This window comes from Rhodococcus sp. BE178 (assembly GCF_050433545.1).
In the GTDB taxonomy this organism is placed as follows: Bacteria; Actinomycetota; Actinomycetes; order Mycobacteriales; family Mycobacteriaceae; genus Prescottella.
On record NZ_JBNPXA010000006.1, the window covers coordinates 156,958 to 183,220 of the forward strand.

Below are 26,263 nucleotides of genomic sequence, written 5' to 3' on the forward strand. Positions count from 1 at the left end.
GGAGGTGGGAGTCGATGAGGAGTGCTCGGGGCGAGGCATCGCGGTCCTTCTTACTTCGTCGTGGCCGGCGCGTCGGCGTCGACAACGGGGATTACGGCAGTGACGGTGGAGTCGTCGTCGGAGGCCGACTCGGGTCGGCGCTTGCGGGCCTTGTCCAGGCCTGAGCTGACGAACATCGACACCGCGTAGATCAGCAGACCGCCGACGACCACCACGAGGAGGACCGAGCGCTGCTTGCCGGTGATGTAGTTGTTGACATACCCCACATAGGACACGGAGTACCAGACCTTGCCCCGAACCTGCTCGGGTACAACCGGTCTCTCGTCGGGTGACGGGTTGTTGTCGCCGTGCGTCACAAACGTCAGTTCGCCCTGAGACGTGCGCCGCACCTGGGTGATCCGGTGGGTCACAACATCCGGCTTGCCGGACTCCCACTGAAAGGTGATGGGGTCGCCGACCGCGAGTGTCTGCGGGTCCTGCGGTCGCACAACGATGAGCGTTCCCGGAGGATACGTGGGCTTCATCGAACCGGTCAGCACCGTATATGGGGTGGCGCCGACGATTCGTGGAATCACGATCGTCAGCGCCAGGATGCCGACCATCGCGATGAGCAGCAGCCAAGAGACGACGGACTTCACCCACCACCAAATGGTGGTGGGCTCGTCCCTCCCGACCGCGTTACTCATCAGGACTCCGAAGCGAAGGTGAATGTTGCCGTGGTGCTGGCGCCTTGAATTGCTGCAGCGCCGACTGTGCCGCGAAGACACAGCACCTCGGACGCACCTGAGCCGAGAGTGCGCCATTGCGGCGACGTGGGAGTCTGCGCACCGACCATCGCCCCGCTGTAAAGCTGCGTTGCCCCAGTCGGGTTGGCGTCTGCGGGGCATGCCGCCTCTGAGCCGACGGTCGATACCGTGAGCGTCAGGGGCACAGCAGCATCGGATTGCACGACGTTCTGCAGTCGGTACTTCATTGGCACGTTGCCGGAGTTGCGCACCGTCAGCGGAGCCTGCGCGAAGCCTCCGGGTATCAGGTTGGTCTTGCCCAGCGCCGAGAACGCGAAGTTGCTCTGCGTCGTGCCGCCGGCGCCGACACCGATGTCGAGGGTTCCGGAGGTGATGGTTCCCCCGGCGAGGCTCTTGGAGTCACTCCACAGGGCGCCGGTCTGCTGGGTGGAGAAGAAGATCAGACCCAGGACCGGCACCGCTGCGAGTGCCCACCAACGGTGGTTTTTGGACAACTGTCAGGAATCCTGCGTGAGGGTGAGGTTGAAGTTTGCGAGGTTCACGCTCTGGGTCTGCGCCGTCGTGCCGGTCGCGTTGAATGTGAAGGTGACCTGGACGTCGACCGTCTGGCCGTCGTTGTCCTGGTTGATCGCCACTCCCGTGGCACCGGTGGCCAGGGCGTCGCCGTTAAGGGTTGCGGTGGTCTGAGGAGCGAGGGCGGCAAGAAGCTCTGGGTCGCCGGTGATGCTGCTGGCATCTGCCTTGAGCGTCGCGTGCAGGTTGTCGCCAACCGCGCCGATCTTGGCCTTTGCGTTGTAGACGAGGACATCGCCGGGAACGGCCTTGTAGCTGGAGATGGTGACCGGGCTTCCGCCCTTGGTCCAACCGGGAGTTCCCACGGTCTCGAGGGAGAGCTTGCCGGAGGAGATCGTGCCGCCGTTGAGCGTCTCGGTGTCGCTCCACAGCGCGAACGAGCCGGCACCACCGGCGAGGAGCAGCGCCGCTGCGCCGGCGGCGATTGCGCCCTTGGTCTGCTTGTTCATGCGGGTGTTCTCGTTTCTTCTGGCCCCAGGACAGGGGTCGTTACAAGGGGTGGTGCGTCGGCACTCAGACACTTGGACCAGTCAAAACTTTGTTTCACGCATACACCTGGTCGGCGCTTGTCCGGCGCTGGCAGAGCTGGTGGAGCAGATGAACTGGTGGAACAGATCGGCACAACCCCCGCGCTGCGCCGGAGTAATTTGTAGCACCTTCTGCGCCTGGTTGAAGGTAAAACTGGTCAAATGTCCAGTAGAAAGGTTTGTCCTGATCGGTTCAGCTGGTGCGGCAACGCCGACCAGCACCGACAGCCAGCACCGAAACCCCCGTCAGTGCCCCTTGAACGCCTCGGCGAGCCACCACGCGCCGCCGTCGGAGGCGACCTTCGCGTCGATCAGCAGCGGACGGGTTCGCGGACTCGCGACCCATGCGCGCACCGCGTCGAGGTCGCCGACCGACCGCACCGTGACCGCCTCGGCGCCGTACCCACGGGCGATGGCCGCAATGTCGGTGTCGGGGAAGGTGACCGCCGAATGGTCGGTGCCGGGAGAGTCGAAGTGGTGCACCTCCGCGCCGTACGCGCTGTCGTTGTAGACCACCAGCACCATCGGCAGTCCCAGGCGCACCACGGTCTCCAACTCGGAGATCCCCATGAGGAATCCGCCGTCACCGAGCGCCGCGACCGGCAGCCGATCCGGTTGTGCCAGTGCGGTGCCGACCGCCGTGGCCAGGCCCAGCCCGATCGACTGGAACGCCTGCGTGAAGCAGAAGCCGAACTCGTCCGGCACCGACAGGTACGCGCTGGGGTAACCCATGAAGTTGCCGGAGTCCACCGACACCGTCCGCTCCCGCGGCAGGATCACGTCCAGCTCCCGTGAGAGCACGCGCGGGTCGATCGTCGTCGCGGTGGACAGGTCGTCGAACGGCACGTCGTTCCAACGGCCCTGCGCCGCAATGCGCGAGTGCACCTCGTCGCTGCGGTAGCCGCGACCGCCCTCACGCACCTGCTCGAGTGCGACGGCCGCGGTCTCCCGGCAGTCGCCCAGCACACCCAGGTCGATCGGCCGGTTCGCGCCCAGCGCCGAGTCCTCGATGTCCACCTGCACGACGGTGGCCTCCGGGCCGATGAGCGACCCGTGCCGCATGGTCCACATGTTCAACGCGCAGCCCCAGCCCACGATCACGTCGGCGCCGGCGATCAGTGCCGCGGTGAGCGGGCTCGAGAAGCCGCCGGAGATGCCGAGCGAGAACGGATCTCCCTCGAACAAACCATTGGCCACCGCCGACGTCGCGACCAGCGCGCCGACCTCATCCGCGAGCGCCGCGATCTGCGGGCCGGCATCGCGGGCGCCGCGCCCGGCGACGAACACCGGCCGCTGCGCCTTCTCCAGCACCGACACCAGCGCGTGGAGCGCGTCCACGTCGGGTCGGATGCGCTGCACCGGCGGCAGCAGCGGAACCGTCCACGAATCCGGCGCCGGCGCCTCCTGCACGTCCAGCGGCAGGCTCAACACCACCGTCCGGCGCTCCCGCACCGCCGTGCGGTGCGCGCGGACGGTGTCGGCCACCGCCGACGCCGCCGAATGCACCCGCTCGGCGACGGCACCGACGCTGCGCGCCAACGCGTCCTGGTCGATCCGGAAGTTCGACCGCACCGCCGCGCCCGCGGTGTCGGCGGTGAGCACGATCAGCGGCGTGCGGCTCTTGGCCGCCTCACCGATCCCCGTCAGCGCATTGGTCAGCCCGCACCCTTGGTGGGTGGTGACGACTGCGGGCAGCTCCGACATGCGCGAGTACGCGTCGGCCATGGTCGCGGCCCCGCCCTCGTGCCGGGCCGCGACAAACGGCACCCCCGCCGCGATCAGGGCGTTGGTGACCGCGAAGTTGCCGCTGCCCACCACCCCGAACGCGTGACCGATCCCGAGGTCGGCGAGGGTGCGACCGACCAGCTGCGCGACGGTGGAACTCATGCGCGCTCGACCAGCGCGAACACGCGTGCCGGGCTGCCGGTTCCGCCGACGATCGGCAGCGGCGACGCCACCAGCACCGCGCCCAGCGTCGGCAGCTTGTCGACGTTGCGCAGCTGCGTCAGCCGTACTTGTCGTGGCCCAGCAGGAAGTAGTGCGCCGGGAACATCGGGTCGAAGCCGCCCGCGATGCCGGCGTCGATGCCGACCGTCTCCACACCGAACCCGGTGATGGGGCTCGACTCGGCCAGCCACTTGGCCGCCGCCACCGACAGGCCGGGGGTGTGCGGGCCGTCGGCGTCCGCGTTCGCGAAACGCACCGGGTCGCTGCCCCGCTCGCCCCAGCCGGTGCGCAGGATCAGCCACGCGCCGTCGGGCAGCGGGCCGTGCTCGGCCTCCCACGCCTCGATGTGTTCCACCTCGAGCACGAAGTCCGGGTTCGCCTCCACCTCGGCGGTGACGTCGATGACCGCGACCGGACCGATCAGCCGCTCCGGCGGAATCTGGTCGACGCTGGCGCCGTCCCGCCCGGTGATCCAGTGCGTCGGCGCATCCAGATGGGTGCCGGTGTGTTCGCCGGTGTGCAGGTTGTTCCACGCCCACATCGGGCCGTCGTCGTCGAAGTTGCTGACCGTCTCGAGTCCCGCCGGGATGGTGTTGGCGAACGGCTCCGGCAGATGCAGGACCGGTGTGTCCGAGCTGAGCGGCGCGGTCAGGTCGAGCACCTCGATGCTCTTGGAGCCGATCTTGGTGAGCAGGTCGGTCAGCGTCGTCACTATCTCGTCCCATCGGTCGTCGGAGGGGTCGTCGGAGGGGTCGTCGGAGGGGTCGTCGGAGGGGTCGGGCCCGCCGAGCACCCCGACCATCTGCACAGTATCGAGCACGACGCCGACGAACCGACCGCCCGGTCACCCGGTCGAGAGGCCGCCGCGTGCCGGGAAAGGAGGATGCCGGGCAGCTGGCCAGGCGGGTACACTCGGCCATTCACGCGTCCCGCACTCCGAGTGGGGCGCGTTGTTTTGCATGTATCCACGCGCGCGCTCAACGACGAGTGCGGCAGGCAGATGAGCGGGTGAACACGGTGCCTACCGGCAAGGTGAAGTGGTACGACGTCGAGAAGGGTTTCGGCTTCCTGTCCCAGGAAGAGGGGGAGGACGTCTACGTCCGCGCGGCGGCGCTGCCCGAAGGCGTCGAGGGCCTCAAGGCCGGCCAGCGCGTCGAATTCGGCATGGCCGCCGGACGCCGCGGCCCGCAGGCGCTGAGCGTCAAGGTGCTCGATCCGGCGCCGACGCTGCGTCAGAGCGGCGGCGCGCGCAAGGAGGCCGTGGCCCGCAAGCACTCGCCCGACGAACTGCACGGCATGGTCGAGGACATGATCACGCTGCTCGAGGCCAAGATCCAGCCGGACCTGCGCAAGGGCAAGTACCCGGACCGCAAGACCGCGCAGCGGATCTCCGAGGTGGTGCGCGCCGTGGCGCGCGAGCTCGACAGCTGAGTGAACTCACTGCGGTAAGCGGTCGCTGACAGACGAAACGGGAGCCTTCCGATGATCATCGGAAGGCTCCCGTTTCGTCGTTCCTGGGGTCAGGAGGCCGGGGCGACCTGTCCGCCGCCGGGCATCGGGATGGTCTGCAGGGCCCACACCGGTGCCAGCCCGCCCTGCGCGGGAAGCTGGATGATGGCGCTGATCAGCTGCTCGCCCGGATTGCCGGGCACCGTCACCGCCCACGCCTCGCCGGGGGTGTAGTCGCGGTAGCCCTCGAAGATCTCGCCGGTCTTCGGGTTACCGATCTGGACGTTGAGACGCCAGTCGGAGTCCGCGACCTCCTTGGGCAGCGACAGCTGCAGCGGGTAGCCCTCGGGCACGTGGAGTTCGACGATCTCGAGCCCCTCGCACTGCAGCGTCTGGTCGCAGAACCCCGGCGTGGCCGAGACGGTCTCCTGCTTCGAGTACGCGGTGATGGTCGGCAGCTTCTCCTCCGACTGACCGACGAGGTAGGCGACGACCCCTGCAAGACCGGCCGCCGCGACCACCACTAGGGCCGCGATCAGCGCGACAATCTTTTTCGTCCGGTCCTGCATCATGGAATCCGTTTCTCGTTCGGTGGATCAGTCGGCACGAGGGCTGTGGCCGACGGTGGTCTCCTGGTTCACGTGCTCCGGTCGCTTGCCGCCCAGTCCCGGCAGCAGCGAGGCGCCGCGGTACGTGAGGACGGTCTGTACCAGCCCGATCGTAAGCACCACCGACACGACCGTGAAACCGATCCACAGTTCGGTGGGCAGCAGGACGCCCATCGCGCCGCCGATGACCCAGCTGAGCTGCAGGACGGTCTCGGACCGGCCGAAACCGGATGCGATGGACTCTTCGGGCAGGTCTTGCTGCAGCGACGCGTCCAGCGACACCTTCGCCAGGGCGCTGGCGGCCGATGCCACGAGCGCTGCGAGCGCCGCGGTGAGCAGGTTACCGGTGACCGCCGCGATGATCGCGACGACCGTCACCGCGATCGTGCAGCGCAGCACCATCACCGCGGGCCGCCCCAGCTCCAGCCGGGCGCCGGCGGCATTGCCGGCGAAGTTGCCGATGCCGGCGGCCGCGCCCACCAGGCCGAGCATCGCGGCCTGCATCAGCGCCGCGTGTTCGGTGCTGGCCTTCGCGACGAACGCGATGTACAGCGTCAGGAATCCGGTGAGCACGCGGATGGTGCCGTTGCCCCACAGTCCGGTGACCACCACGCGGCCCAGGGGTTGGCGTCGCTTGTCCGGTTTGACGCTCGCCACGGCGGACACGTCGATCAGTTCGGTGGGGGAGTCGTCGCCGTGGAAGGTCAGCGTGGCCGGCACCTCACCCTCGGTGACCTCCACCCACGCCGGGATCCGCATGCTCAGGTAGGCGCCGAACGCGGTGATGAGCGCGGCCAACCAGAGCGCCCCGGTGGACCCGGTGACCAGCGCCAGGGCGCCGGCCAGCGCGCCCGCGCCGATGGTGCCGCCGAGCAGGCCGAACACCGTCAGCCGCGAATTGACCCGCACCAGATCGATTTCCGGTGGCAGCACACGGGGGGTCACGGCGCTCTTGAGGACCGAGAACGATTTGCTGAGCACCATCATGCCCAGCGCACACGGGTAGAGCGCCCAGCTGTCGAAGTTGAAGACGAGGACGAGCGCGAGCACCGTCCGCAGCGCGAACGACGACGCCAGCGCGATCCGGCGACCCCGCTGCAGGCGGTCGAGCGCCGGGCCGATCAGCGGGGCGATCACCGCGAACGGCGCGATCGTGATCAACAGGTACAGCGCGACCTTGGTCTTGTCCTCGCCGGTGGCCGCCGAGAAGAACAGCGTGTTGGCCAGCGCCACGGCGATCGCGGCGTCGGTCGCGAAGTTCGCCATCACCGCGTACGTGAGGGCGGTGAGCCCGGACTTGTCGGCGCCGTCCGCGGTCGCGGCCCGCCGGAACGTCGCGATGCTCTTGTTGGTCAGCTCGCGGCTGCGCATCGCGGCGACCCGGGTGACCGTCAGCTTCCGCGGCATCGGCCGCGGCTTGGGTGCCCCGTCGTCGGTGTCGGCCTCGAGCGCCTCCGCGTCCTGCTTGGAGAACCGTCGGGTCGACTGCTCGGGGTGTTCGGGCGGCTGCTCCACGCGCGCGGTCTCGTCGGGGCCCGGCGCGGCCTGCCCGTTCCGGTCCTGCCCGGTGCGGCCCGGCTCGCCCTGGCTGTGTCCGTTCGGTCCCGGCGGGATCCGATCGGTGGGCGCGGACCGGTCGACGGGATGCAGCGGGGGCAGCGGAGTGCGCCGGGCAGGGGCACGTCGCGCGGGCGGATAGTTGTCGTAGCCGGGGTGTCGCGGGGGCGCGGGGATACGCGGGTCCTGCCCACGCCGGTCGGCGTCGTGGGGTTCGCGAGGTCCGGTCACCCCCCAATTCTGTCCTAGTCCCCGGACATTGCACGACACGGGCGGTCTGTTCCAGCTAGTTCGGACGTGTCGGATGCGTCACGCGCTCGTCACGTCCGCCCTCAGGCGACGAACCGGACCTCGAACATGCGCGGCCACAGCTTCCCGGTCACGAGGAAGCGGTCGGTGCCCGGAATCTGGGCGATGCCGTTGAGGACGTCGATGTCGCGGCTCTCACCGGACGGCAGGGCCTCGCGCAGCGCGGCGGCATCGATCCGGCCGACCGCCACTCCGGTCGCGGGATCGATCCGCAGGATGGTGTCGGTCTGCCACACATTCGCGTATACGAAACCGTCACTGCTGCATTCGAGTTCGTTGAGCTGATCGATCGCCCGGCCGTCGAGCGTGACATCCACCGACCCCGTCGGCTCGAACGTCGCGGGATCACGGAACGTCAGGGAGTCCGAGCCGTTGCTCATCACCAGGCGGTCCGGTTGCGCGCACAGCCCCCACCCCTCGCCGTCGTACCGGACCTGCTGCTTCTGGGTGAGCGTGTCGCGGTCGCGCGCGACCGCGACACCGTCCTTCCAGGTGAGCTGCCACACCGTGTCGCCGACGATGGTGATCCCCTCACCGAACATCGGGCGCATCAGATCGGCACGCGCCCGCTCGGCGCCGGTGTCGAACTCGGTGGCCCGCACCCACGACCGGCCCACCCGGCCGGTGCTCTCGTACAGCGTGCCGTCGGAGATCTCGAGGCCCTGCGTGAACGCGTCCGGGTCGTGCGGAAGCTCGCGGACGATCTCCGGGCGCAGCGATTGGGCGATGGTCGCGCCCTCCGGCGGGGTGCCGTCGTCGGTGCTTGCGGTGCAGCCGGCGAGCAGCGCAACGGCCAGCACGGACACTCCGACAGCGACGGGATACGGGGTGCGACGCCGATTCACCGGACCAGCATGACAGCCCGCACGAGCACGGTCCGGACCCAGTGCGGCAAGATGGACATTGTGAGTGTTACGTCGTCTCCAGAGAGCGCCGTCGTGCGCCCCGTCCTCGCCGAAGCCGTCGAGCCTGCCCGAGCGGCACTGACCGCGCTCGGTGAGGGTGGTGTGGGGAAGCACCTGGGCGTGACCGGGGAGGACTTCTGCGCGGCCACCCACCGGTTCGAGGCCGAGCTTCCGGGCTATCGCGGCTGGCAGTGGGCCGTCGTGGTGGCTGCAGCCCCCGACTCCGATCGGGTGACGATCAGCGAGTTGGCGCTGCTGCCGGGACCCGACGCGCTCGTCGCCCCCGAATGGCTGCCGTGGGATCAGCGAGTCCGTCCCGGCGACCTGTCGCCCGGCGACCTGCTGGCGCCGCCCGCCGGCGACCCCCGTCTGGTGCCGGGGTACGTCGCGACCGGCGATCCCGAGGTGGACGACGTCGCGCTCGAGATCGGGCTGGGCCGCAAGCAGGTCATGAGCCGCGAGGGTCGACTGGAGTGCGCCGAGCGTTGGCACGACGGCGACTTCGGACCGGACTCGGACATGGCGAAGGCCGCGCCGTCCACGTGTGACCTGTGCGGTTTCTATCTGCCGCTGTCCGGTTCGCTGCACGCGGCGTTCGGCGTGTGCGGAAACGAGATGGCCGCCGACGGTCACGTCGTGCACGCCGCGCACGGCTGCGGCGCGCATTCCGACACCACCCTGCCGACCGGTGCCGGCACCCCGCGCTACGACGCGTACGACGACGCCGCCGTCGAGGTCGTCGAGATCGAGCGCCCGGTCGCGCCCGAGGCACAGGCCGAGGCGACCGCCGAGATGCAGGCCGACGAGCCCACCGATCCCGAGCCCCCGCTGGACCCGGCATCGACCAGCTGACGGATCCGTTCGGCACCGCGGCGCTGCGGGAGGGGACGCTCCTCGCGTGGCGGAACTCGCCGACGCGTCTGCGTGAGGACGCGGCGGCCGAGGCCGACCTCGTCCGCGCCGGCTACCGCGACCGGCTGCTGACCGAACTGGCGCAGAACGCGGCCGACGCCGCCGCCCGCACCGGGATCCCCGGCGCCCTGCGGGTCCAACTGCACGACGACGTGCTCCGGATCGCGAACACCGGTGCACCCCTCGATGTCGAAGGCGTGCACGCGCTCGCCGCGCTCCGTGCCTCCGGGAAGACCGGAAGCTCCGGAGAGTTCGCGGGGGTAGGACGATTCGGCGTCGGATTCACCGCGGTCCGGGCCGTCAGCGACGAGGTGGAACTGCGGTCCACCAGCGGCTCGCTGCTGTTCTCCGCCGCCCGCACCCGTGCCGCCGTCGCGGAGGAGGGCCTGGAGGTGCCCGACGCGGGTGTCCCGGCGCTGCGCCTGGTGTGGGCCACCGACGAACGGCCGCCGTCCGGATTCGACACCGAGGTGGTGCTGCGGCTGCGCCCCGATGTCGATGCCGCGGCCCTGGTGGCCGGATTCGCCGCCGAGGCCGTCGACCTGCTGCTCGAGCTCCCGGGAATCGCGACGATCGAGGTCGGCGACACGGTGCTGCGCCGCACCGAGCGCGAACTCGACGGTGACCGCGCCGGGCTCACCGAGATCACCGTCGGCGACCGCACGTGGTGGCAGTTCCGGGCCGATGCCGCGCGGTGGCTGGTGCCGGTGGTCGACGGGCGGGTGCGCACCGTGACCGCCGACGTCCTGCGTGCCCCCACCCGCTCCGACGAGGAACTGTCGATCCCGGCGCTGCTGATCGCCGACGTCCCGATGCAGCCCGACCGCCGGCGCGTGCTGCCCGGCGCGCCGTTGGCCGCCGTCGCCCGTGGTTACGCACGGTTCGTCGCGGCGCTCCCGCGCGACCAGCGCCCGGATCTGGTGCCGCAGCCCGGATTCGCGCGCAGCGAGGTTGACGCGGCCCTGCGCGAGGAGTTGCTGCGCGAGTTGCGTACGCAGCCGTGGGTGCCCGCCGCCCGCACCGCTGCCTACCCGGATGCCGCCGACCTGGTCCCGACCCGCGCCACCGTGATCCCCGCACTGACCGACGAACTGGCCGATGCGCTCGCCGATGTCGTGCCCGACCTGGTGGACCCGGAGCTGTCGGGGCCGCGGCACGCCCCGGCGCTGGCGGCGGTGGACGTGCACCGGGTGGGACTGGCCCGTATCGCCGAACTGCTGGGCGGCCATCACCGGGAACCATCGTGGTGGCACGCCCTCTACGACGCGCTCGAGCCGCTGGTGGTGGATGCGCTGGCCGTCGAAGAGCTTGCCGCCGTTCCGGTTCCGCTCGCGGACGGTCGCACCGTCACCGGCCCGCGCACCACCGTCACCGGCACCGACCTGGGGCATGCGGTGGATGCGGCCGTCGCGGCCCTGGACTGGGTGCGGCTGGTGCACCCGGACGCCGCCCATCCGCTGCTCAACCGGTTGGGTGCCGAGCGGGCGACCGCGGGGGACCTGCTGTCCGATCCCGCGCTGCGCGCCCGCATCGAGGACGTCGACTACGACGACCCCACCGCCGCAACCGAATTGGCAACCGTAGTGCTCTCGCTGGTCGGACTCGCGCCGCCCGACGCGCGGCCGGGTTGGCTGGGTGAGCTGCCGCTGCCCGACGCCGACGGCGAACTGGTGCCCGCCGACGAACTGCTGCTGCCGGGCGCCCCGCTCGCCGAGGTGCTCGACGACGACTCGCCGTTCGGCACCGTCGACGCGGCACTGGTCGAGCGGGTGGGGGAGGAGTCGCTGCGCGCGCTCGGCGTCGGCTGGGGCTTCTCCGTGATGCGTGCCGAGTTGCCCACCGGCCCCGAACACGACCTCGACGACGAGCCCCGCTGGTGGGACACCCTTTCCGACGACCCCGAGACGCTGGTCGCGGTGCGGGACCTGGACCTGGTCGATCCCGCGCGGTGGTCGCAGGCGCTGACGCTGCTCGCCGGCGACCCGCTCACCGCGGCCGCGCTCGCCGACCGCGACGGCTACACCGCGTGGTGGCTGCGCACGCACGCCGAGATCGACGGACGGCGCCTCGGCCTGCTGCGCGCACCCGACGACGACACGTTCGCCGGACTGCTCGACGTCTTCGACCACCCGGCCGCACCCGCGCTGGCCGGTGCGCTGGCACCCACTGCGGTCGACGACACCGGGCTGGCCCGGGTGCTGCTCGACCGGCTCGCCGACCCCGAGCGCACCCCCACCCCGGACGTCGTGACCCGCACCCACCGGCTGCTGGCCGCGGCCGCGGACCGCGGCGTGCTGGATCTCGACGAGCTGGGCCTGCCGTCCGGCGTGCGCAGCCTCGCGGGCGCCGTCGCCGATCCCGACGTCGCGCTGGTGCTCGACCGCGCGCACCTCGGCGCCGTCGTCCCACCGGGGCGCCTGGTGCTCGGTGCGCTGGACACCGCCGCCGCCCTCGCGGATCTGCTGGATCTGCCGCTCGCGTCGGCCGCGGTCCACGCACAGGTCCTCGGGGACGGCGAGACCAGCACGTGGGATCGCGAACCGGGGGCCGTGCTGGCGTGCACGGTGCTGGGGCTGCCGCTGCCGAGCGGATCCGTCGTCGTGCACGACGAGCTCGTCGTGCGGCTCGGCGGTGCGCTCGACGGTGACGTCGCCGTCGCATGGTGGGTGGACACCGATGGCCGGACCCACTGCCGTCGCCGTCCGTGAGGGGAGAGACATGACGTTCGACCAGTCGGTACTGGACTGGATGCTCGACATCCGCACGCCCGGGCTCACGGACGCCGTCACGGTCGTCACGAACAGCGGCGGGACGCTCGCGGTGTTCGTCATCTCCGCGGTCGTGACGACCGCGCTGCTCGCGCGGCGGTACACCGCGGACGCCGTGATGGTCGCCGGCGCGATGCTCTCCGGCTGGGCGGCGATGAGTTTGCTCAAACTTTTGTTCGGGCGTGAACGGCCGCCCCTGCCGGAGCGTCTCGTGATGCTCGAGAGCTACTCGTTCCCGTCCGGACACGCGATGATGTCCGCGATCCTCGCGTGCGTCCTGGGTGCGGTGGCGGTGCGGATCCTCGCCGCCGGCCTCCGGCGGAACCTGCTGCTGGTGCTGCTGGCGTGCTACACCCTGGCCGTCGGGCTCTCACGGGTGTACCTGGGCGCGCACTGGCTCACCGACGTGCTCGCCGGCTGGGCGTTCGGTGTGGCGTGGGCCGCACTGTGGATCTGGGCGATCACCCGTCGAAATACCCGTTTGACGCGCGCGAACTCCGTGTGAATTCCCTCACCCCGCAGATCGGGCGGCGGTGACGACGTCCGAGGCTCAGGCGAGGCCGCGCTGCGCGCCCCGGCTGCCGCGCCGCGCGGCCCGGCGCTGAACGAGGAACAACGCGAATCCCAGGAGGCCCAGGGCGGTTCCGGCATAACAGACCGGAAGCGCGTCGCTCCACCGGTCGCCCACCAGTAGCACCACGACGGTCGCCAGAACCCACGCTGCCGTGCCCACCGCGAGCACCGGGCGGGGATCGGACAGGCGGGCCACGAGCGTCGACGTGCTATGGATTTCGGTCACACGATTAAGTTACCCCTGCGTCGGTGCCCTAATCTGCCAGGTGCGAAACCCCACTTCCCGGCGATTGGACCGAAACTCGACATGGCGGTTACCGACAAAACGACCGAGCCCACGCGGCGGTCGGCGCCCTCGCGGTTGCTCGACACCTACTTCAAGATCACAGAGCGTGGCTCGACCATCAGCACCGAGGTCCGCGGCGGCCTGGTCACGTTCGTGGCCATGGCGTACATCGTCGTCCTCAACCCGCTGATCCTCGGTAGCTTCTCGGCCGACGACGCCGCCGCCAAGACCGACGTCCTCGGCAACATCCTGCCGATCAGCCAGGTCGCGGCGGTGACCGCGCTGGTCGCCGGTCTGATGAGCATCGCCTTCGGCATCATCGCGAACTATCCGTTCGGTATCGCCGCGGGTCTGGGCATCAACAGCCTCCTCGCCGTCACGATCGCGCCGCAGGTCACCTGGCCCGAGGCGATGGGTCTGGTCGTCATCGACGGCATCATCATCGTGGTGCTGGCCGCGACCGGTTTCCGCACGGCGGTCTTCAACGCCATCCCGCGTGAACTCAAGGCCGCGATCGCCGCCGGTATCGGCATGTTCATCGCGTTCATCGGTCTGGTCGACGCCGGATTCGTCCGCCGCATCCCCGACGCCGCCGGCACGTCCGTCCCCGTCGGCCTCGGCATCAACGGTTCGATCGGCGCGTGGCCGACCGCAGTCTTCGTCTTCGGTGTCCTGCTCATGGGCGTCCTCGTGGTCCGGAAGGTCCGCGGCGGCCTGCTGATCGGCATCGTCGTCACCACCGTGCTCGCCGCGATCATCGAGGCCGTCTTCGATGTCGGCGCCTCCAAGGGCGTCGACCCCAAGGGCTGGAACCTCAGCGTTCCCGTGCTGCCCGACGTCGTCGCGCAGCTGCCCGACCTGAGCCTGGTCGGCGACGTCAGCCTGTTCGGTGCGTTCACCCGCATCGGTGTCCTCGCGGCCAGCCTGCTGGTCTTCACCCTGGTGCTCGCCAACTTCTTCGACGCGATGGGCACCATGACCGGCCTCGGCAAGGAAGCCGGGCTCACCGACAAGGACGACAACCTGCCCGGCGTCGGCAAGGCCCTCGTCGTCGAGGGCGCCGGCGCGATCGTCGGCGGCGGCGCATCCGCGTCGTCCAACACGGTGTTCGTCGAGTCCGCGTCCGGCATCGCCGAGGGCGCCCGCACCGGCCTCGCCAACGTCGTCACCGGTGTGCTGTTCCTGGCCGCGATGTTCCTCACGCCGCTGTACTCGGTGGTCCCGATCGAGGCCGCGGCCCCGGCACTGGTCGTGGTGGGCGCGTTGATGATCGGCCAGGTGCGCGACATCGACTTCGGCAAGTTCTCGATCGCGCTGCCGGCGTTCCTGACGATCGTCACGATGCCGTTCACGTACTCCATCGCCAACGGCATCGGTGTCGGCTTCATCTCCTACGTGGTCCTCGCGGCCGCGGGCGGCAACGCCAAGAAGGTGCACCCGCTGCTGTGGCTCGTTGCGGCACTGTTCGTCGCGTACTTCGCAGTCGGCCCGATCACTGACGCCGTTACGTGATTGGCGGGGCGCGAGTTCCCGTATTGTTTGATTCTGTGACATCGGATACTCGCGCCCTGGCCAGCGACCTGTCCTTAGCGGTTGTGCGTCTCACGCGCCACCTGCGGGGACGGCGTGCGGAGGCCCAGGTCTCGCTGACGCAGCTGTCGGCGCTCGCCACCCTCGCCGCCGAGGGGTCGATGACGCCGGGCGCTCTGGCCGCGCGTGAGAAGGTCCAGCCGCCGTCGATGACCCGGGTCATCGCGTCGCTCGCCGACCTCGGACTGGTCGATCGCACACCGCATCCCACCGACGGTCGGCAGATCATCGTCTCGCTCTCCGATGCCGGTCACGCCCTCATCGAGGGCGAGACCCAGGCGCGCGAGGCGTGGATGACCGAGAAGCTGTCGGGCCTCGACGACGAGCAGATCGAAACCCTGCGCAACGCCGTCACCATCATCTCCGGTCTGGTCTCCGAGAACGGCTGACTCGACCGATTGCGGCCCCGAAGTCGTTCACGCACAGCCTGATCGGGTCCGCGTCATCGCGAAGGTGATGCGGCGCTCGGTATCTTGTCGAGGTGTTGATCGGCGCGGGGCTCCACCGAGACGGTCCGCGCTTCCAGTGCCGTCTCGCAGTGATCGCACACGAGCCGCGGCACGAACGGCCTCCCGCACCCAGTGTGTGTGAAGACGATCGCCTCGCCCTCGGGTGCAGGAAACCAGTGCTGTCCCCACGTGATCATGCACAACACCACGGGGAAAAAGGCTCGACCCTTCTCGGTCAGGTGGTAGGTCACCCAGTCCGTACGGGCGGTGCTGGGCGATTCGCGAAGGACACCGAGTTCGAGGAACGTCCGTAGTCGATCCGCCACAATCGTGGGTGACGCCTGCATCCGCTCTGCGAACTCGCTGTAGCGCTTCGCCCCGAAGAACGCCGCTCCGAGCATCGCCGCGGACCACCGATTGCCGAGCAACTCCATGGTGTGCGGTAGTACTCGCGGCGGCCGGGCCGCGCCGCTGGACCGCCGCCGACTCGACGCCGCGGGCACGCTGCGGGTCCAGCCGCCACTGGGGCCCATCTCGGCGACAACGTCGCGGGCGCTGGCCGGACGACCGCACGCGGCGCAGTGCGTTACCGGTGTGAACTGGTGTCCACAAGGGGAGTGCCGCATGCTCGGCAGAATGCCCTCGTCCGGTGCCCACTGGAGTTCCCACGACCACACCGAGAGCAGAATCGGCCACACGGCGTGCCCGCACTGGGTGCGCCGGTACTCGTAACGCGCGGGTCTCTCCTGGTAGCAGACCCGATCGAACAGTCCGGCCTCCGTGAGCGCGGCCAGTCGGGCCGACAGGACCGCGTGCGAGATCCCGCCCACCGACATCCAGTCGCGGTACCGCAGTGCGCCTTGGAACGAATGGCGGAGAATCCACAGGTTCCATTCGTCGCCGAGCAGACCGAGCGTCACCGCGATCGCGTTGTCACCACCCGGTGCGAGCATGCGCCCGGCGGTCGGAGCGGTCTGCGCCGCGCCGGAGGCATGTTCGTCGGACATCCCACGAACTATAGTCCGGGACGGTCCAGTCCCACCGCGTCCGTCGGGCTGTCCGCCGTACGCCAACGGGGGAGCGCCGACCCCGGCGCCCACGTCGAATGCGTGCCGCTCGAGATCCGTTCGGGCAGGCGGATCCGCGCGATCGGTCCGTCGGCGACGCGCGCGGCGTCGAACACGAGGCACTCGGAGATGTCCCGGTTGACGTCCGAGGTAATGGTCACCAGGTAGCCGTCGTCCTCGGACGTCGACCCGATCCGCGGGGCCATGACGGTCTCGCTGCCGAACACGCCCTCCCCGAACGCGAAGTGTTCCTCGTTCCCCGTGACGGTGTCGTGCTTGACCAGGCCGTTGAACAGGAACCAGCCCGGAAGCCCGGTCGCCGCGTAGGTGTAGCGGTGACTGCGCCCCGCATGCGCGGGGTTGATCATGCCGAACTCCGTCACCGTCTCCGAAAGACGTTCCTCCCGAACCTCTCCCGTGCGCATGTTCAGCCGCCATCGGTGCAGGTGCGTGCCCATGCGGTCGAGCGCGAGGAAGCGGAACATCCGCTGGTAAGGTCCGCCGTCTCCGGTGTCTTCGGGCTCCGGATGCTCCTGGTGGAAGCCTTCGAGGATGATCTCGTCGCCGCTCTCGTACGCGTTGGTCCAGTGCAGGACGTACGTCGGGTCCGCCTCGAACCACCGGATCTGATCCGAGTTTCCGCGGCGTGGGATCACGCCCAGTCGTAGCGGGACGTCCGGATGGAACCGGGAGACGTACTTGCCCACCGCGAGGGCCTCCGGAACCCAGAACAGGGGGCAGTCGTTGAGGATCGCGTAGTTGTCGGTGAACGCCATGTCGTGCGGCAGGCGCGGACCCGGCAACTCGATGTCGACGTAGTGCACGAGGCGGTCGTCGGCGTCGACCACGCCGTAATGCATGTACGGAGCATCGGTGCCGTAGTTGAAGAACAACAACTCGCCGGTGCGTTCGTCGACCTTGGGATGCGCCGAGATGCCCAGGGCCGATGGGAAGTCGCCGTGCCACGTGGCCTTCCCCAGGGTCTCGAGCGTCGTCGGATCGAGCCGGTAGAGGTCGCCGCACTGCCAGAAACTGGTCTGGGCGACGCCGCCGTGGACCACGACATCGGTGCTCGACGCATCCTTCATCCGACCCCGGGCGCCCCAGCCGTCCTGCCGGATCGACTTCTCCGGCCGCTCGGCAATGCCCGCCCACAGCGGGCCACCGGCCTCCTGCTCGGCGAGGAATCCGTCGGTCTTGACGAAACGGTTGCGGTAGAAAGCCTTTCCGTCGCGGAAGCCGACGACGTGAATCATGCCGTCACCGTCGAAGGGGTGGTACCGGCCCTCCAAGGCCGGATGCGCCGGGTTCTCGGTGTTGCGGAGGTAGACGCCGTCGAGGTCGCTCGGCAACTCGCCCACCACCTCGAGATCGTCGGCGCTGCGCTCGACATGTTGGGGGCGCCACGCCCCCGTGCGGTACGGATGGTCGTCGTCGGCCGGCAGCGTCGTCAGGGCGCGCCCGAGTACCTCGATCTCCATGTGGTTCCTCCTACTGTCCGATCACGAAACTGGCTGTCGTTGCGGTGCTTCCGCCGAAGTTCAACATTGCGGCGCGGCGCGCGTCGGGCACCTGGTTCGCGCCCGCCCGGCCGGTCACCTGGCGGTGGCAGTCGAGCAGCATACGAATTCCGGTGGCGCCCACCGGATGGCCGACGCCGAGCAGGCCGCCGCTCGGGTTCACGGGGATTCGGCCGCCGATCTCGAGGTCGCCGTTCTCGACGGCGCGCCAGCTCTCGCCGGGCGGCGTGATCCCGAAATGATCGATGGCCAGGTACTCGCTGACGGTGAAGCAGTCGTGGGTCTCGATCAGATCGAGGGCGTCGACACCGTCGATCCCCGCGCGGCCGAACGCATCCCGGATCGTAGCCCGCACGTGGGGAGCCACGTAGGGGTCGTCGGCGCTGCATGAGAGCTTGTCCTCGAGTGACAGCCCCACGGTCCGGTGCCCCCAGCCCAGGATGCGGGACTGGTTCGACGTCGCCCCGCCGGAGCGGAGCACGGGGTGGTCCGCGCGGACCAGGACCACTCCGGCGGCGCCGTCGGTGAGGGGTCCGCAGTCGGCCTTCCGCAGCCGGCCCTCCACCGGCGGGTTGGCCACGAGGTCGTCGGTGAACGACGCCTCGGTCCGGTCCCAGCCGCGGGTCTGGGCCAGCGGATTGCGGGCCGCGTTGCGGGCATTGAGTTCCGCGATCGACCACAGGTGGCGTTCGTTCAGGCCGAAGCGCCGCTCGTACTCGTCGGCGATCTTTCCGAACATGTAGGGCCACATGAATTTTGCGTCGGATCCCTCGTGGCCTACCCATGCCGCGGCGCCCATGTGCTGCGCACCCAGGTCGCCGGGAACGGTCTTCTCGAGTTCGACGCCGACGACCAGCGCGCAGTCGTACCTGCCGGACTCGAGATCTGCCATTGCGGCGAGGAGTGCAAGTGACCCCGACGCGCAGGCGCCCTCGTGGCGGGTTGCGGGTGCGCCCCACAATTCGGGCACGACCGAGGCCGGCATCGCGCCGAGGTGGCCCTGGCCGGTGAAGAGCTGCCCGAATGCGTTGCCGACGTGCACGACGTCGATGTCGGAGGGGGTGACTCCCGCATCCGCGAGCGTGCCCTCCACCACCTCTCGGGTCAGGTCTGCGACATCGAGACCCTCCTTCGTCAGGTTGCGGGCGAAATCTGTCTGGTAGCCACCGATCACTCTGATCGCGTCTGTGTCCATGTCGGCTGTTGTCTCCTCGGGTCTTGCGGTTGCATGCGCGTCAGACTACAACTAACAGAGTGATGAAGGCCACTCATTCTTTCGAAGTGGGGATGACGACGCGATGAAGACCTCGGAGCCGCGACTGAGCGTGAGTCTCCCGTACTGGCAGGACCGCCCGCCGCTCGATGCGCTGGCCGTCGCCGACGAAACCGCCCGCCTGGGATTCGACCGTCTCTGGGTCGGTGAGATGGCGACCTTCGATGCCTTCGCGCTCGCCACGGCGATCGGCGCCAGGGTTCCTGACCTGCCGCTCTGCGTCGGACCGCTGGCGGTGGACGTCCGTACGCCGGTGGCGATCGCACTCGGCGCGGCCAGCGTCGCCGCGCTGACGGGCGCGCGTGTCGATCTGGCGATCGGCACGTCCAGCACGGTGGTCGTCGAGGGATGGCACGGTCGTACGAGGCTCAGTCCCGCAATCCATCTGGAGGAGACGGCCCGCATCGTCCGGCAGGTTGCCGCGGGGCGGAAGGCGGACTTCGACGGTCGTGTCGAGCGTGCCCGCGGGTTCCGGCTCAGGTTGCCGGCCACCGACCCGGCGCTCGTCATCGCGGCCTTCGGCCCGCAGGCGCTCGGTGTCGCCGCCCGCGAGGCGGATGGTGTGGTGCTCAATCTCGTTACACCGCAGCAGGTGTCGCGGTGCGTATCCGTCGTACGTGCGGCGGCGGAGTCGGCCGGCCGGCCCTGTCCGCGAGTCTCGGTGTGGGTCACGGCCGCGGTGGACCCCAGTGCCGCGGACCTCGAGTCGTTCCGCCGCGCTGTCGTCGGCTATCTCGCGGCCCCCGGGTACGCCGATATGTTCGCCGACGCCGGCTTCGCCACCGCGGTCGAGATCGCGCGTAGTGGAGCAACTCCTAAACAGATCTACGGTGCCGTCACCGACGACCTCGCAGCCGTGATCGGCGCCTTCGGAGACGCCGGCGCCGTGGCTCGACGTCTCGCCGCGTACCGAGACTCGGGTGCCGACGAGATCGTGGTGGTGCCCGCGACCTCGGCCGACGACCCGGGCGGAGCCCGGACGCTCGACGTCGTGGCGCGTGCGTGCGCCCCTGCCGCCGAGATCCTCGCGTGAGCCGGGCGCTGGTGTTCGACGCCGTCCGCCTGCCGCGCGGGCGGGTACGGCGCGGCGGCGGCACGCTGGCGGAGATACCGCCGCACGTTCTGTTCGCGCACCTGCTGCGCGCGCTGGAACTGCGCGGCCTCGACCCCCAGCGGGTCGACGACGTCGTGGTCGGGATCGGCACCGTCACCGGCGAGCAGGCAGGCAACCTCGCGCGCGGCGCTGCGCTGTACACGGGCTGGCCCGACGCGGTCGGTGGTTCGGTCGTGACGCGCCTGTGCTGCTCGGGGCTCGAGGCACTCGGCACCGCCGCGGCGAAGGTCGTCGCAGGGCACGCCGACGTGATCGTTGCCGGCGGCGTCGAGTCGATGTCAAGGGTGCCGATGCTCTCCGACGCCCCCGCGATCGCGACGGACGGTGAACTCGGTGAGCGGACCGGCTTCGTCACGATCGGTGTCTCCGCCGATGCGACCGCGACGGTGCACGGATTCACTCGCGATCAGCTCGACGTCTACGCCGTGGAGTCGCACCGGCGCGCGTCGTCGGCGCCGTCGTCGGAGTCCGTGGTGCCGGTGCGTCGTGGTGACGAGGTGATCCTGTCGGTCGACGAGGGTGCCCGCCACGACGCGAGTGCGGCACAGTTCGCGGCTCTGCCGGCATTGTTCGGGGACGACCCGGCCTGGGGGCTGGTGCAGCGCCGACTGCCCGAGATGCAGCCGCCCACCGAGGGTTTGCACTCCATCGCGACGGCGCCGCAACTCGCGGACGGCGCGTCGGCGGTCGTGATCGGGAGCCCCGGTGCGGGGCCGATGCGCGGTCGTCGGCCGGTCGCCGAGATCGTCGCCGTCTCGCACCGCGCCGTCCGCTCGCCGCTGCTCGATGCTCCGGTCGACGCCGCGCGAGATGCGTTGCGCCGATCCGGAATCGGTGCGCGCGATCTGGACGTCGTCGAGGCCAACGAATCGTTCGCGGTGAGCCCGTTGCTGCTGACACGGGAGTTGGACCTCGATCCCGCGCGGGTCAATCCCGTCGGCGGGGCGCTCGCCGTCGGGCACCCGCTCGGTGCGACGGGCGGCAACCTGCTGGTGTCGGCGTTGGACGCGTTGCGCCGCGTCGACGGCGAACATGCTCTGATCACGATCCCGGCGGCGCTGGGCCTCGGCTCCGCCATGGTCGTGCGTCGCCTCCGATGACGACCATCCCACATTCCAGACCCGTTCCCCCGCTCAGTCGAGGAAGGTAGCCATGCCCCGAGAGTTAACCGCCACAACACTTTCCGGATCGATTAGTCGCGGCGCCGTGCTGTGCCATCCGGAGAGCAAGATCCGCGACTACGTCGAGAAGGGGTGGTGGCGGACCACCACGCTGCTCGACGCGTTCGACGACTGGGTCGCCACTCGACCGCACGAGGACGCGGTGTCCGATCCGGTGAACCTGCCCGCCCTCACCGGCGCCGTGCCGGAGACCGTGACGTGGACCCGGATGGGGGAACGCGTGGACGATATCGCGGCACGACTGCACGAGAACGGGATCCGGCAGGGCGACGTCGTGGTGGTGCTGCTGCCCAACACGGTGTCGCTCGTGGCGACCTACCTTGCCCTGTGGCGGCTCGGGGCGGTTGCGAGCCCGGCCCCGGTCGCGTACCGGCAGCACGAGCTGTCGAACATCTGCCGTGCGACGGGGGCGGTGGCCATCGTGACGGTGGGCCGGCTCACGGACCGCGACCTCGCGGCCGAGGCGCTCGAGCTCGTCGACTCGGGCGTCGGCCTGGAGACGGTGTTCGCGTTCGGGCCGGATGCCGACGTGCGCGCAGTGCCGATGGACCCAGAAGTGAACGACGCCACGAAGGCGCAGGCCCGCAGCTACATCGACGATCTGCACGTCACGATCGGCGACCGGATCACGATCTGCTGGACCAGTGGGACCGAGGCCGCGCCGAAGGGTGTGCCCCGGTGTCACGCAGACTGGTTCGCGAGCGGGCAAGCCGCCCAGGACGGGCTCGAGACCGACACGTCGTCGGTGATCCTGAACCCGTTTCCGATGGTCAACATGGCGGGCTTCGCCGGCGCGTTCCTGCCCTGGCTGCTCGGCGGCGGTCACCTCGTTCAGCATCAGCCGCTCGACCTGCCCGTCTTCCTGTCCCAGATCGAGCGGCACCGCGTCACCCATACTGCGATGCCTCCGGCGATCCTGACGATGCTGCTGCAGCGCGACGAACTCCGCGACTCGGTCGATCTGACATCCCTGCAGCGCGTAGGTTCGGGTGGTGCGCCGCTGCCACCCGCCGTGGTGCGTCGGTGGCAGGAAGAGTTCGGCATCGAGGTCCTCAACTTCTTCGGTTCGAACGAGGGTGTGTGCCTGCTCGGCGCACCCTCCGACATTCCGGATCCGACGGTGCGCGCCCGTCACCTGCCGAACTACGGTGCACCGGGTAAGGAATGGGCAACGCGGGTCGCGAAGATGACGGCGGTCCGACTGGTGGATCCGGTCTCGGGTGCCGATGTGCACGCGGTCGGCGAGCGCGGTGAACTACGCCTCCTGGGGCCGACCGTGTTCGGTGGATACCTCGAAGGCACCGCTACCTCGAGCCCGTTCGACGACCAGGGTTACCTCTGTAGCGGAGACGTGTTCGAGTTGGGCGGCACCGACGGGGAATACCTCGAGTTCGTCGACCGGATCAAGGAGATCATCATCCGTGGCGGCATGAACATCGCCCCCGCCGAGATCGAGGGACTGCTCTTCGAACATCCGGCTGTCGGCGACGTCGCGGTCGTCGGGTATCCCGACGAGGTCCTGGGAGAGAAGTGCTGCGCCGTAGTGGTGCCGGCCGGCGCGTCCGACGTGTCTCTCGCCGATCTTGTCGAACACCTGCGTTCCCACCAGGTCGCCTCGTTCAAGCTGCCGGAGCGACTCGAGATCGTCGCGAGCATCCCTCGGAACCCCGTCGGCAAGATACTGCGCCGAGATCTGCGCGACAGGCTGCAGTCGAGGACGTGAGCTGCCCGCCGACCGCCCCCTTCTACGTCCGCCGCTCGACCGCCTTCGCCCGTGCCGGGAACACCGTGTAGCTCAGCGCGATGACGCCCCAGATCCCGAGTACGACGGTGAGGGTGTCGATCCAGTCGGACAGGGCTGCGGTGCGGGTCGGGTCGTCGACCATCGCGATCGCCGCGGACAGCAATCCGCACGCGATGCCCCACGCGATCATGGCCTTTCCGAACTCGCGCCACTCGCGGATCGCCCGGCCCGCGCCGTGCCGCGGCGGCTTCACCGGGGCCGGCCCGCCGGCGAACCGGTACGCGAATCGGGCGTCGGCCCAGCGGATGATGCTGTGCCCGAACGCCACCGAGAAGCCGATGTAGGCGGCCGCCAGGCCGTGACTCCATGACGCCGCACTGCCGCTGCGCAGGTCGATCGTGGTGGCGACGAGGAGCACTACGTCGACCAGTGGTGCGCCGATGAGTAGCGCGGCACCCAGGGCGGGGCGGCGCAGCAGGTAGCGGGCGACGAGGCCGGCGCCGAGGAACACCCAGAAGAGGATCTCGCATACGACGATCAGTTGGACGATCATGCTCGACCCCGTTTCTAGTACGACTGTGTTAGTTATTCGAAAGCTAGCACAGTCGTGTTAGTTTTGCGATGTGGTGAAGAGGCCGAGCCCCGAATGCAGACGCGAGGAGATCGCGGACGCCGTGCTGCGCGTGATCCGCCGCGACGGCATCGGCGCGGCCAGCGTGCGAACCGTCGCCGACGAGGCGGGCATGTCGACCGGGTCGCTCCGGCACTTCTTCGGCACCCAGTCCGAACTGCTGCTCTTCGCGATGGAACTCGTCACCAAACGGGTCTACGACCGCATCGCCGGGATCGAGTTCAGTGGGGATCTGCGGGCCGACGTGCGCGTTCTGGCCGAGCAGTTCGTCCCCCTCGACGACGACCGTCGCGGCGAGATGGAGGTGTGGCAGGCGTTCACCGTCGCCGCCCAGGCCGATCCCGCGCTCGCCGAGGTGCGCGACCGCTCCGACCTCGCGGTGTACGAGGGCTTCCTGGGAGCCACTCGGTTGCTCGCGGAGGCCGGGGTGCTCGCGGCGTCCGCGGTCGAGGTCGAGGCGATGCGGATGCACGCCCTGGTGGACGGCCTCGCGGCACACGGCCTCAATCACCCCCACCGGATCGGTCCCGAGCAGATCCACGCCGTCATCGACGCACACTTCGCCGCGCTGTTCGCGGCGGGCGGGAGCGCCCGCTAGCCGTCGACCACCCATACGGCACGATGGATCCGTGGTTCACGTCATCGACATCGCAGACCCCGCCGATCCCCGGCTGGACGACTTCCGAGACCTCAACTCGTCGGATCGTCGGCCGGACCTGCCCGGGGGCAAGGGGCTGGTGATCGCCGAGGGTGTGCTGGTGGTCCAGCGGATGCTTGCGTCCCGGTACGCGCCGATCGGCCTGCTGGGTGTGGACCGCAGGCTCGGCGAGCTGTCCGCGGACCTCGACGGCGTGGACGTGCCGTTCTACCGAACCACGGCCGACGTGATGGCCGAGGTGGTGGGCTTCCATCTCAACCGGGGTGTGCTCGCTGCGGCGCACCGGCCGCCTCCGCTCGACGTCGAGGACGCACTGCGCGACGCGCGGACGGTCGCGGTGCTCGAGGGCGTCAACGACCACGAGAACATCGGCTCGATGTTCCGCAACGCCGCCGGCCTGGGCGTGGACGCGATCCTGTTCGGTGCCGCCGTCGCCGACCCGCTCTACCGCCGCGCGGTACGGGTGTCGATGGGGCACGTGCTGCGCGTCCCGTTCGCGCAGGTCCCCGAGTGGCCGCGTGGGCTGAACATTTTGCGCGACAAGGGCTTCCAGTTGATCTCGCTCACCCCCGATCCTGCGGCGGTGCCACTGGCCGAGGCGATGACGGGGGAGAAGGTGGCGGTGCTGCTCGGAGCGGAGGGCCCCGGCCTCACCGAACACGCGATGCGCGTCACCGACGTGCGCGCCCGCATCCCGATGGCGCCGGGCACCGACTCGCTCAACGTCGCGACCGCCGCGGCGATGGCGTTCTACGAGCGCATCCGGACCGGCTCGTGACGGCAGGTCCGGCGTCGCCACCCACCCCGTGGTGCACGGGACTGCTGGTCAGTGGCTTCGCGGCGCTCGTGACGTTGGTCGGCGTGGTGGCCTTCGGGTCCGCGCTGGCGCACATTCACGTGCTGCTCGCGGTCGGCTTCAACCTGGTGGTCGTCGGCGGCGCCGCCCCCACCGTGTGGCGCTGGCGGCACCGGCCGGTATGGCGCTGGGTGGTGTACGGCGTCGGGGCCGGCGTGGTGTTCGGTTGGGCCGCGCTGTTTTTCGGGGCCCTCTGACGTCGGTCAGTGGTCGCGACGGAACAGGCGGGAGAGCAGCGACGGCCTCTTCGGTGACGGCACCGACTCCTGGTCGCTGCCGTCCTCCGGCTCGCTGTGCTCGTCCGGTTCGTTGTGCTCGTCCGGTGCGCCAGGCTGCTCCTGCTCCCGGGCCGGTTCCGCGCGGCGCGCCTCCTCGAATCGGAGGACCGACTCGGGAACCTGTCCGGACGGGTGCACCGCGAACCGCGAGACCGTGATCGACGCCGGATCCAGGTCGTCGCCCAGCCAGCCCCGGGGTGCCGCCTCCGCGAACTCGCCGGGATTGAACGGCAGCGTCTGCGGGTCCGGTAACACGTCCAGCGAGGGGCGCACCGGATGCTCCCCGGCCCAGAACGGACGCTCCCACACCTGCGGGAGGCCGAGGTCCTCGATGATGTGAACCGGTGTGGCGCTGAACGATCGCTTCAGTTCCCCGTGGTCCCAGTGCGCGAACGCGCCCCACGAACCGGCCTTCGTCACCGGACTCGACGAGCAGAGATACGTGTGGCGGAAGCCCGTCGGGTGGATCCAGTGCTCCACCAGTGAAGAAGGGACCGGCGGCAGGGATTCGCCCGTGCGGACGACGACCACCCCGGGGTACCAGCCGGCGATCACCTCGCCCGCTTCGGGTTTCGCGGCGTCCGTCAACGGTTCGTCGCCGAGATACGACACCTCGAGCCCTGGATGCAACTGCCCGACGAGGTCGCGGGCGGCGTCCCGGTCCGGTTCCGCGTCACGCAGAACCGAGGCGGGCTCGGTGGCGTCGACGTACCAGATGGTGGATGCGTTGACCCCCAGCACT

Annotated in this window: 25 protein-coding genes and 1 pseudogene; 12 read left to right on the forward strand and 14 right to left on the reverse strand. The window is 69.8% G+C overall.

The features are described 5' to 3' along the window. Nucleotides 1–50: 50 nt before the first annotated feature. The 5 genes and pseudogenes from J2X34_RS13560 to J2X34_RS13580 all read right to left on the reverse strand — a co-directional run bounded on the left by J2X34_RS13560 (nt 51) and on the right by J2X34_RS13580 (nt 4,505). Nucleotides 51–686, reverse strand: coding sequence for a signal peptidase I (locus tag J2X34_RS13560; protein ID WP_174908469.1), 636 nt, complete (start codon nt 684–686; stop codon nt 51–53). Continuing rightward, nucleotides 686–1,240, reverse strand: coding sequence for a hypothetical protein (locus tag J2X34_RS13565; RefSeq protein WP_114722913.1), 555 nt, complete (start codon nt 1,238–1,240; stop codon nt 686–688). Before J2X34_RS13565 ends, J2X34_RS13560 begins: the two co-directional genes overlap by 1 nt. A gap of 3 nt (nt 1,241–1,243) precedes the next feature. Next, entirely contained in the window at nt 1,244–1,768 is a 525-nt protein-coding gene (locus J2X34_RS13570) for an alternate-type signal peptide domain-containing protein (RefSeq protein WP_114722914.1), read from the reverse strand. A 324-nt stretch (nt 1,769–2,092) separates the two neighbouring features. Continuing rightward, nucleotides 2,093–3,733 (reverse strand): thiamine pyrophosphate-binding protein, encoded by a 1,641-nt coding sequence (locus tag J2X34_RS13575; protein ID WP_429517743.1) that lies wholly within the window; start codon nt 3,731–3,733, stop codon nt 2,093–2,095. Continuing rightward, nucleotides 3,730–4,505 (reverse strand): annotated as a pseudogene (locus tag J2X34_RS13580) (cyclase family protein). The gene J2X34_RS13575 and the pseudogene J2X34_RS13580 overlap by 4 nt, the downstream one beginning before the upstream one ends. Before the next feature lie 305 nt (nt 4,506–4,810). On the opposite strand from J2X34_RS13580, the gene J2X34_RS13585 reads away from it, so the two are divergent. Continuing rightward, complete coding sequence (locus J2X34_RS13585; RefSeq protein ID WP_174908475.1) at nt 4,811–5,224, forward strand: cold-shock protein; 414 nt, start codon at nt 4,811–4,813, stop codon at nt 5,222–5,224. Between the two features lie 89 nt (nt 5,225–5,313). On the opposite strand, the gene J2X34_RS13590 is transcribed toward J2X34_RS13585, so the two are convergent. The 3 genes from J2X34_RS13590 to J2X34_RS13600 form a co-directional block, all read right to left on the reverse strand. After that, nucleotides 5,314–5,814: a DUF2771 family protein gene (locus J2X34_RS13590; protein ID WP_114722917.1), complete on the reverse strand. Its 501-nt coding sequence runs from the start codon at nt 5,812–5,814 to the stop codon at nt 5,314–5,316. 24 nt (nt 5,815–5,838) lie between these two features. Next, a complete protein-coding gene (locus tag J2X34_RS13595; protein ID WP_429517745.1) occupies nt 5,839–7,638 on the reverse strand; it encodes an MFS transporter in 1,800 nt (599 codons plus the stop codon). 101 nt (nt 7,639–7,739) lie between these two features. After that, nucleotides 7,740–8,561, reverse strand: a complete 822-nt coding sequence (locus J2X34_RS13600) for a glutaminyl-peptide cyclotransferase (RefSeq protein WP_429517747.1) — start codon at nt 8,559–8,561, stop codon at nt 7,740–7,742. Nucleotides 8,562–8,612: 51 nt separating this feature from the next. On the opposite strand from J2X34_RS13600, the gene J2X34_RS13605 reads away from it, so the two are divergent. Genes J2X34_RS13605 through J2X34_RS13615 form a run of 3 tightly spaced genes read left to right on the forward strand, consistent with a single transcriptional unit; the run spans nt 8,613 to nt 12,806 of the window. Continuing rightward, on the forward strand, nt 8,613–9,473 hold the full coding sequence (locus J2X34_RS13605; RefSeq protein WP_254622949.1) for a DUF3027 domain-containing protein: 861 nt from the start codon (nt 8,613–8,615) through the stop codon (nt 9,471–9,473). Next, nucleotides 9,470–12,241: a sacsin N-terminal ATP-binding-like domain-containing protein gene (locus J2X34_RS13610; protein WP_429517875.1), complete on the forward strand. Its 2,772-nt coding sequence runs from the start codon at nt 9,470–9,472 to the stop codon at nt 12,239–12,241. Before J2X34_RS13605 ends, J2X34_RS13610 begins: the two co-directional genes overlap by 4 nt. A gap of 10 nt (nt 12,242–12,251) precedes the next feature. Further along, a complete protein-coding gene (locus J2X34_RS13615; protein WP_114722919.1) occupies nt 12,252–12,806 on the forward strand; it encodes a phosphatase PAP2 family protein in 555 nt (184 codons plus the stop codon). A 45-nt stretch (nt 12,807–12,851) separates the two neighbouring features. Here J2X34_RS13615 and J2X34_RS13620 read toward each other — a convergent pair whose 3' ends face one another. Beyond that, nucleotides 12,852–13,100: a DUF2530 domain-containing protein gene (locus J2X34_RS13620; protein ID WP_114722920.1), complete on the reverse strand. Its 249-nt coding sequence runs from the start codon at nt 13,098–13,100 to the stop codon at nt 12,852–12,854. An 81-nt stretch (nt 13,101–13,181) separates the two neighbouring features. On the opposite strand from J2X34_RS13620, the gene J2X34_RS13625 reads away from it, so the two are divergent. Then, nucleotides 13,182–14,672, forward strand: coding sequence for an NCS2 family permease (locus tag J2X34_RS13625; protein ID WP_429517750.1), 1,491 nt, complete (start codon nt 13,182–13,184; stop codon nt 14,670–14,672). Nucleotides 14,673–14,707: 35 nt separating this feature from the next. After that, entirely contained in the window at nt 14,708–15,139 is a 432-nt protein-coding gene (locus J2X34_RS13630; RefSeq protein ID WP_174908478.1) for a MarR family winged helix-turn-helix transcriptional regulator, read from the forward strand. Nucleotides 15,140–15,192: 53 nt separating this feature from the next. Here the strand turns inward: J2X34_RS13630 and J2X34_RS13635 are convergent, their stop codons facing one another. The 3 genes from J2X34_RS13635 to J2X34_RS13645 are packed head-to-tail and all read right to left on the reverse strand — an operon-like array spanning nt 15,193 to nt 18,981. Continuing rightward, nucleotides 15,193–16,206, reverse strand: a complete 1,014-nt coding sequence (locus J2X34_RS13635; protein ID WP_429517752.1) for a winged helix-turn-helix transcriptional regulator — start codon at nt 16,204–16,206, stop codon at nt 15,193–15,195. A gap of 8 nt (nt 16,207–16,214) precedes the next feature. Then, nucleotides 16,215–17,747 carry a carotenoid oxygenase family protein gene (locus J2X34_RS13640; RefSeq protein ID WP_174908482.1) on the reverse strand — a complete coding sequence of 511 codons (1,533 nt, stop codon included), beginning with the start codon at nt 17,745–17,747 and terminating at the stop codon, nt 16,215–16,217. Nucleotides 17,748–17,757: 10 nt separating this feature from the next. Continuing rightward, nucleotides 17,758–18,981 (reverse strand): acetyl-CoA acetyltransferase, encoded by a 1,224-nt coding sequence (locus tag J2X34_RS13645; protein ID WP_429517755.1) that lies wholly within the window; start codon nt 18,979–18,981, stop codon nt 17,758–17,760. Between the two features lie 103 nt (nt 18,982–19,084). Between J2X34_RS13645 and J2X34_RS13650 the strand changes: the two genes are divergently transcribed. From J2X34_RS13650 to J2X34_RS13660, 3 genes are read left to right on the forward strand one after another with little or no spacing between them, the layout of a single operon-like run. After that, nucleotides 19,085–20,092: an LLM class F420-dependent oxidoreductase gene (locus J2X34_RS13650; RefSeq protein WP_429517757.1), complete on the forward strand. Its 1,008-nt coding sequence runs from the start codon at nt 19,085–19,087 to the stop codon at nt 20,090–20,092. Then, nucleotides 20,089–21,273, forward strand: coding sequence for a thiolase family protein (locus J2X34_RS13655; protein WP_429517758.1), 1,185 nt, complete (start codon nt 20,089–20,091; stop codon nt 21,271–21,273). The genes J2X34_RS13650 and J2X34_RS13655 overlap by 4 nt, the downstream gene beginning before the upstream one ends. Nucleotides 21,274–21,325: 52 nt before the next feature. Further along, entirely contained in the window at nt 21,326–23,077 is a 1,752-nt protein-coding gene (locus tag J2X34_RS13660; RefSeq protein WP_429517760.1) for a class I adenylate-forming enzyme family protein, read from the forward strand. A 22-nt stretch (nt 23,078–23,099) separates the two neighbouring features. On the opposite strand, the gene J2X34_RS13665 is transcribed toward J2X34_RS13660, so the two are convergent. Then, complete coding sequence (locus J2X34_RS13665) at nt 23,100–23,651, reverse strand: hypothetical protein (RefSeq protein ID WP_429517762.1); 552 nt, start codon at nt 23,649–23,651, stop codon at nt 23,100–23,102. A 70-nt stretch (nt 23,652–23,721) separates the two neighbouring features. On the opposite strand from J2X34_RS13665, the gene J2X34_RS13670 reads away from it, so the two are divergent. From J2X34_RS13670 to J2X34_RS13680, 3 genes are read left to right on the forward strand one after another with little or no spacing between them, the layout of a single operon-like run. Beyond that, nucleotides 23,722–24,327 carry a TetR/AcrR family transcriptional regulator gene (locus J2X34_RS13670; protein ID WP_429517764.1) on the forward strand — a complete coding sequence of 202 codons (606 nt, stop codon included), beginning with the start codon at nt 23,722–23,724 and terminating at the stop codon, nt 24,325–24,327. Nucleotides 24,328–24,358: 31 nt separating this feature from the next. Continuing rightward, on the forward strand, nt 24,359–25,165 hold the full coding sequence (locus tag J2X34_RS13675; protein WP_429517766.1) for a TrmH family RNA methyltransferase: 807 nt from the start codon (nt 24,359–24,361) through the stop codon (nt 25,163–25,165). Beyond that, nucleotides 25,162–25,440: a DUF2537 domain-containing protein gene (locus J2X34_RS13680; protein ID WP_429517768.1), complete on the forward strand. Its 279-nt coding sequence runs from the start codon at nt 25,162–25,164 to the stop codon at nt 25,438–25,440. The genes J2X34_RS13675 and J2X34_RS13680 overlap by 4 nt, the downstream gene beginning before the upstream one ends. 6 nt (nt 25,441–25,446) lie before the next feature. On the opposite strand, the gene J2X34_RS13685 is transcribed toward J2X34_RS13680, so the two are convergent. Further along, a complete protein-coding gene (locus J2X34_RS13685) occupies nt 25,447–26,262 on the reverse strand; it encodes a DUF6928 family protein (protein WP_429517770.1) in 816 nt (271 codons plus the stop codon). Between the last annotated feature and the right edge of the window lies 1 nt (nt 26,263).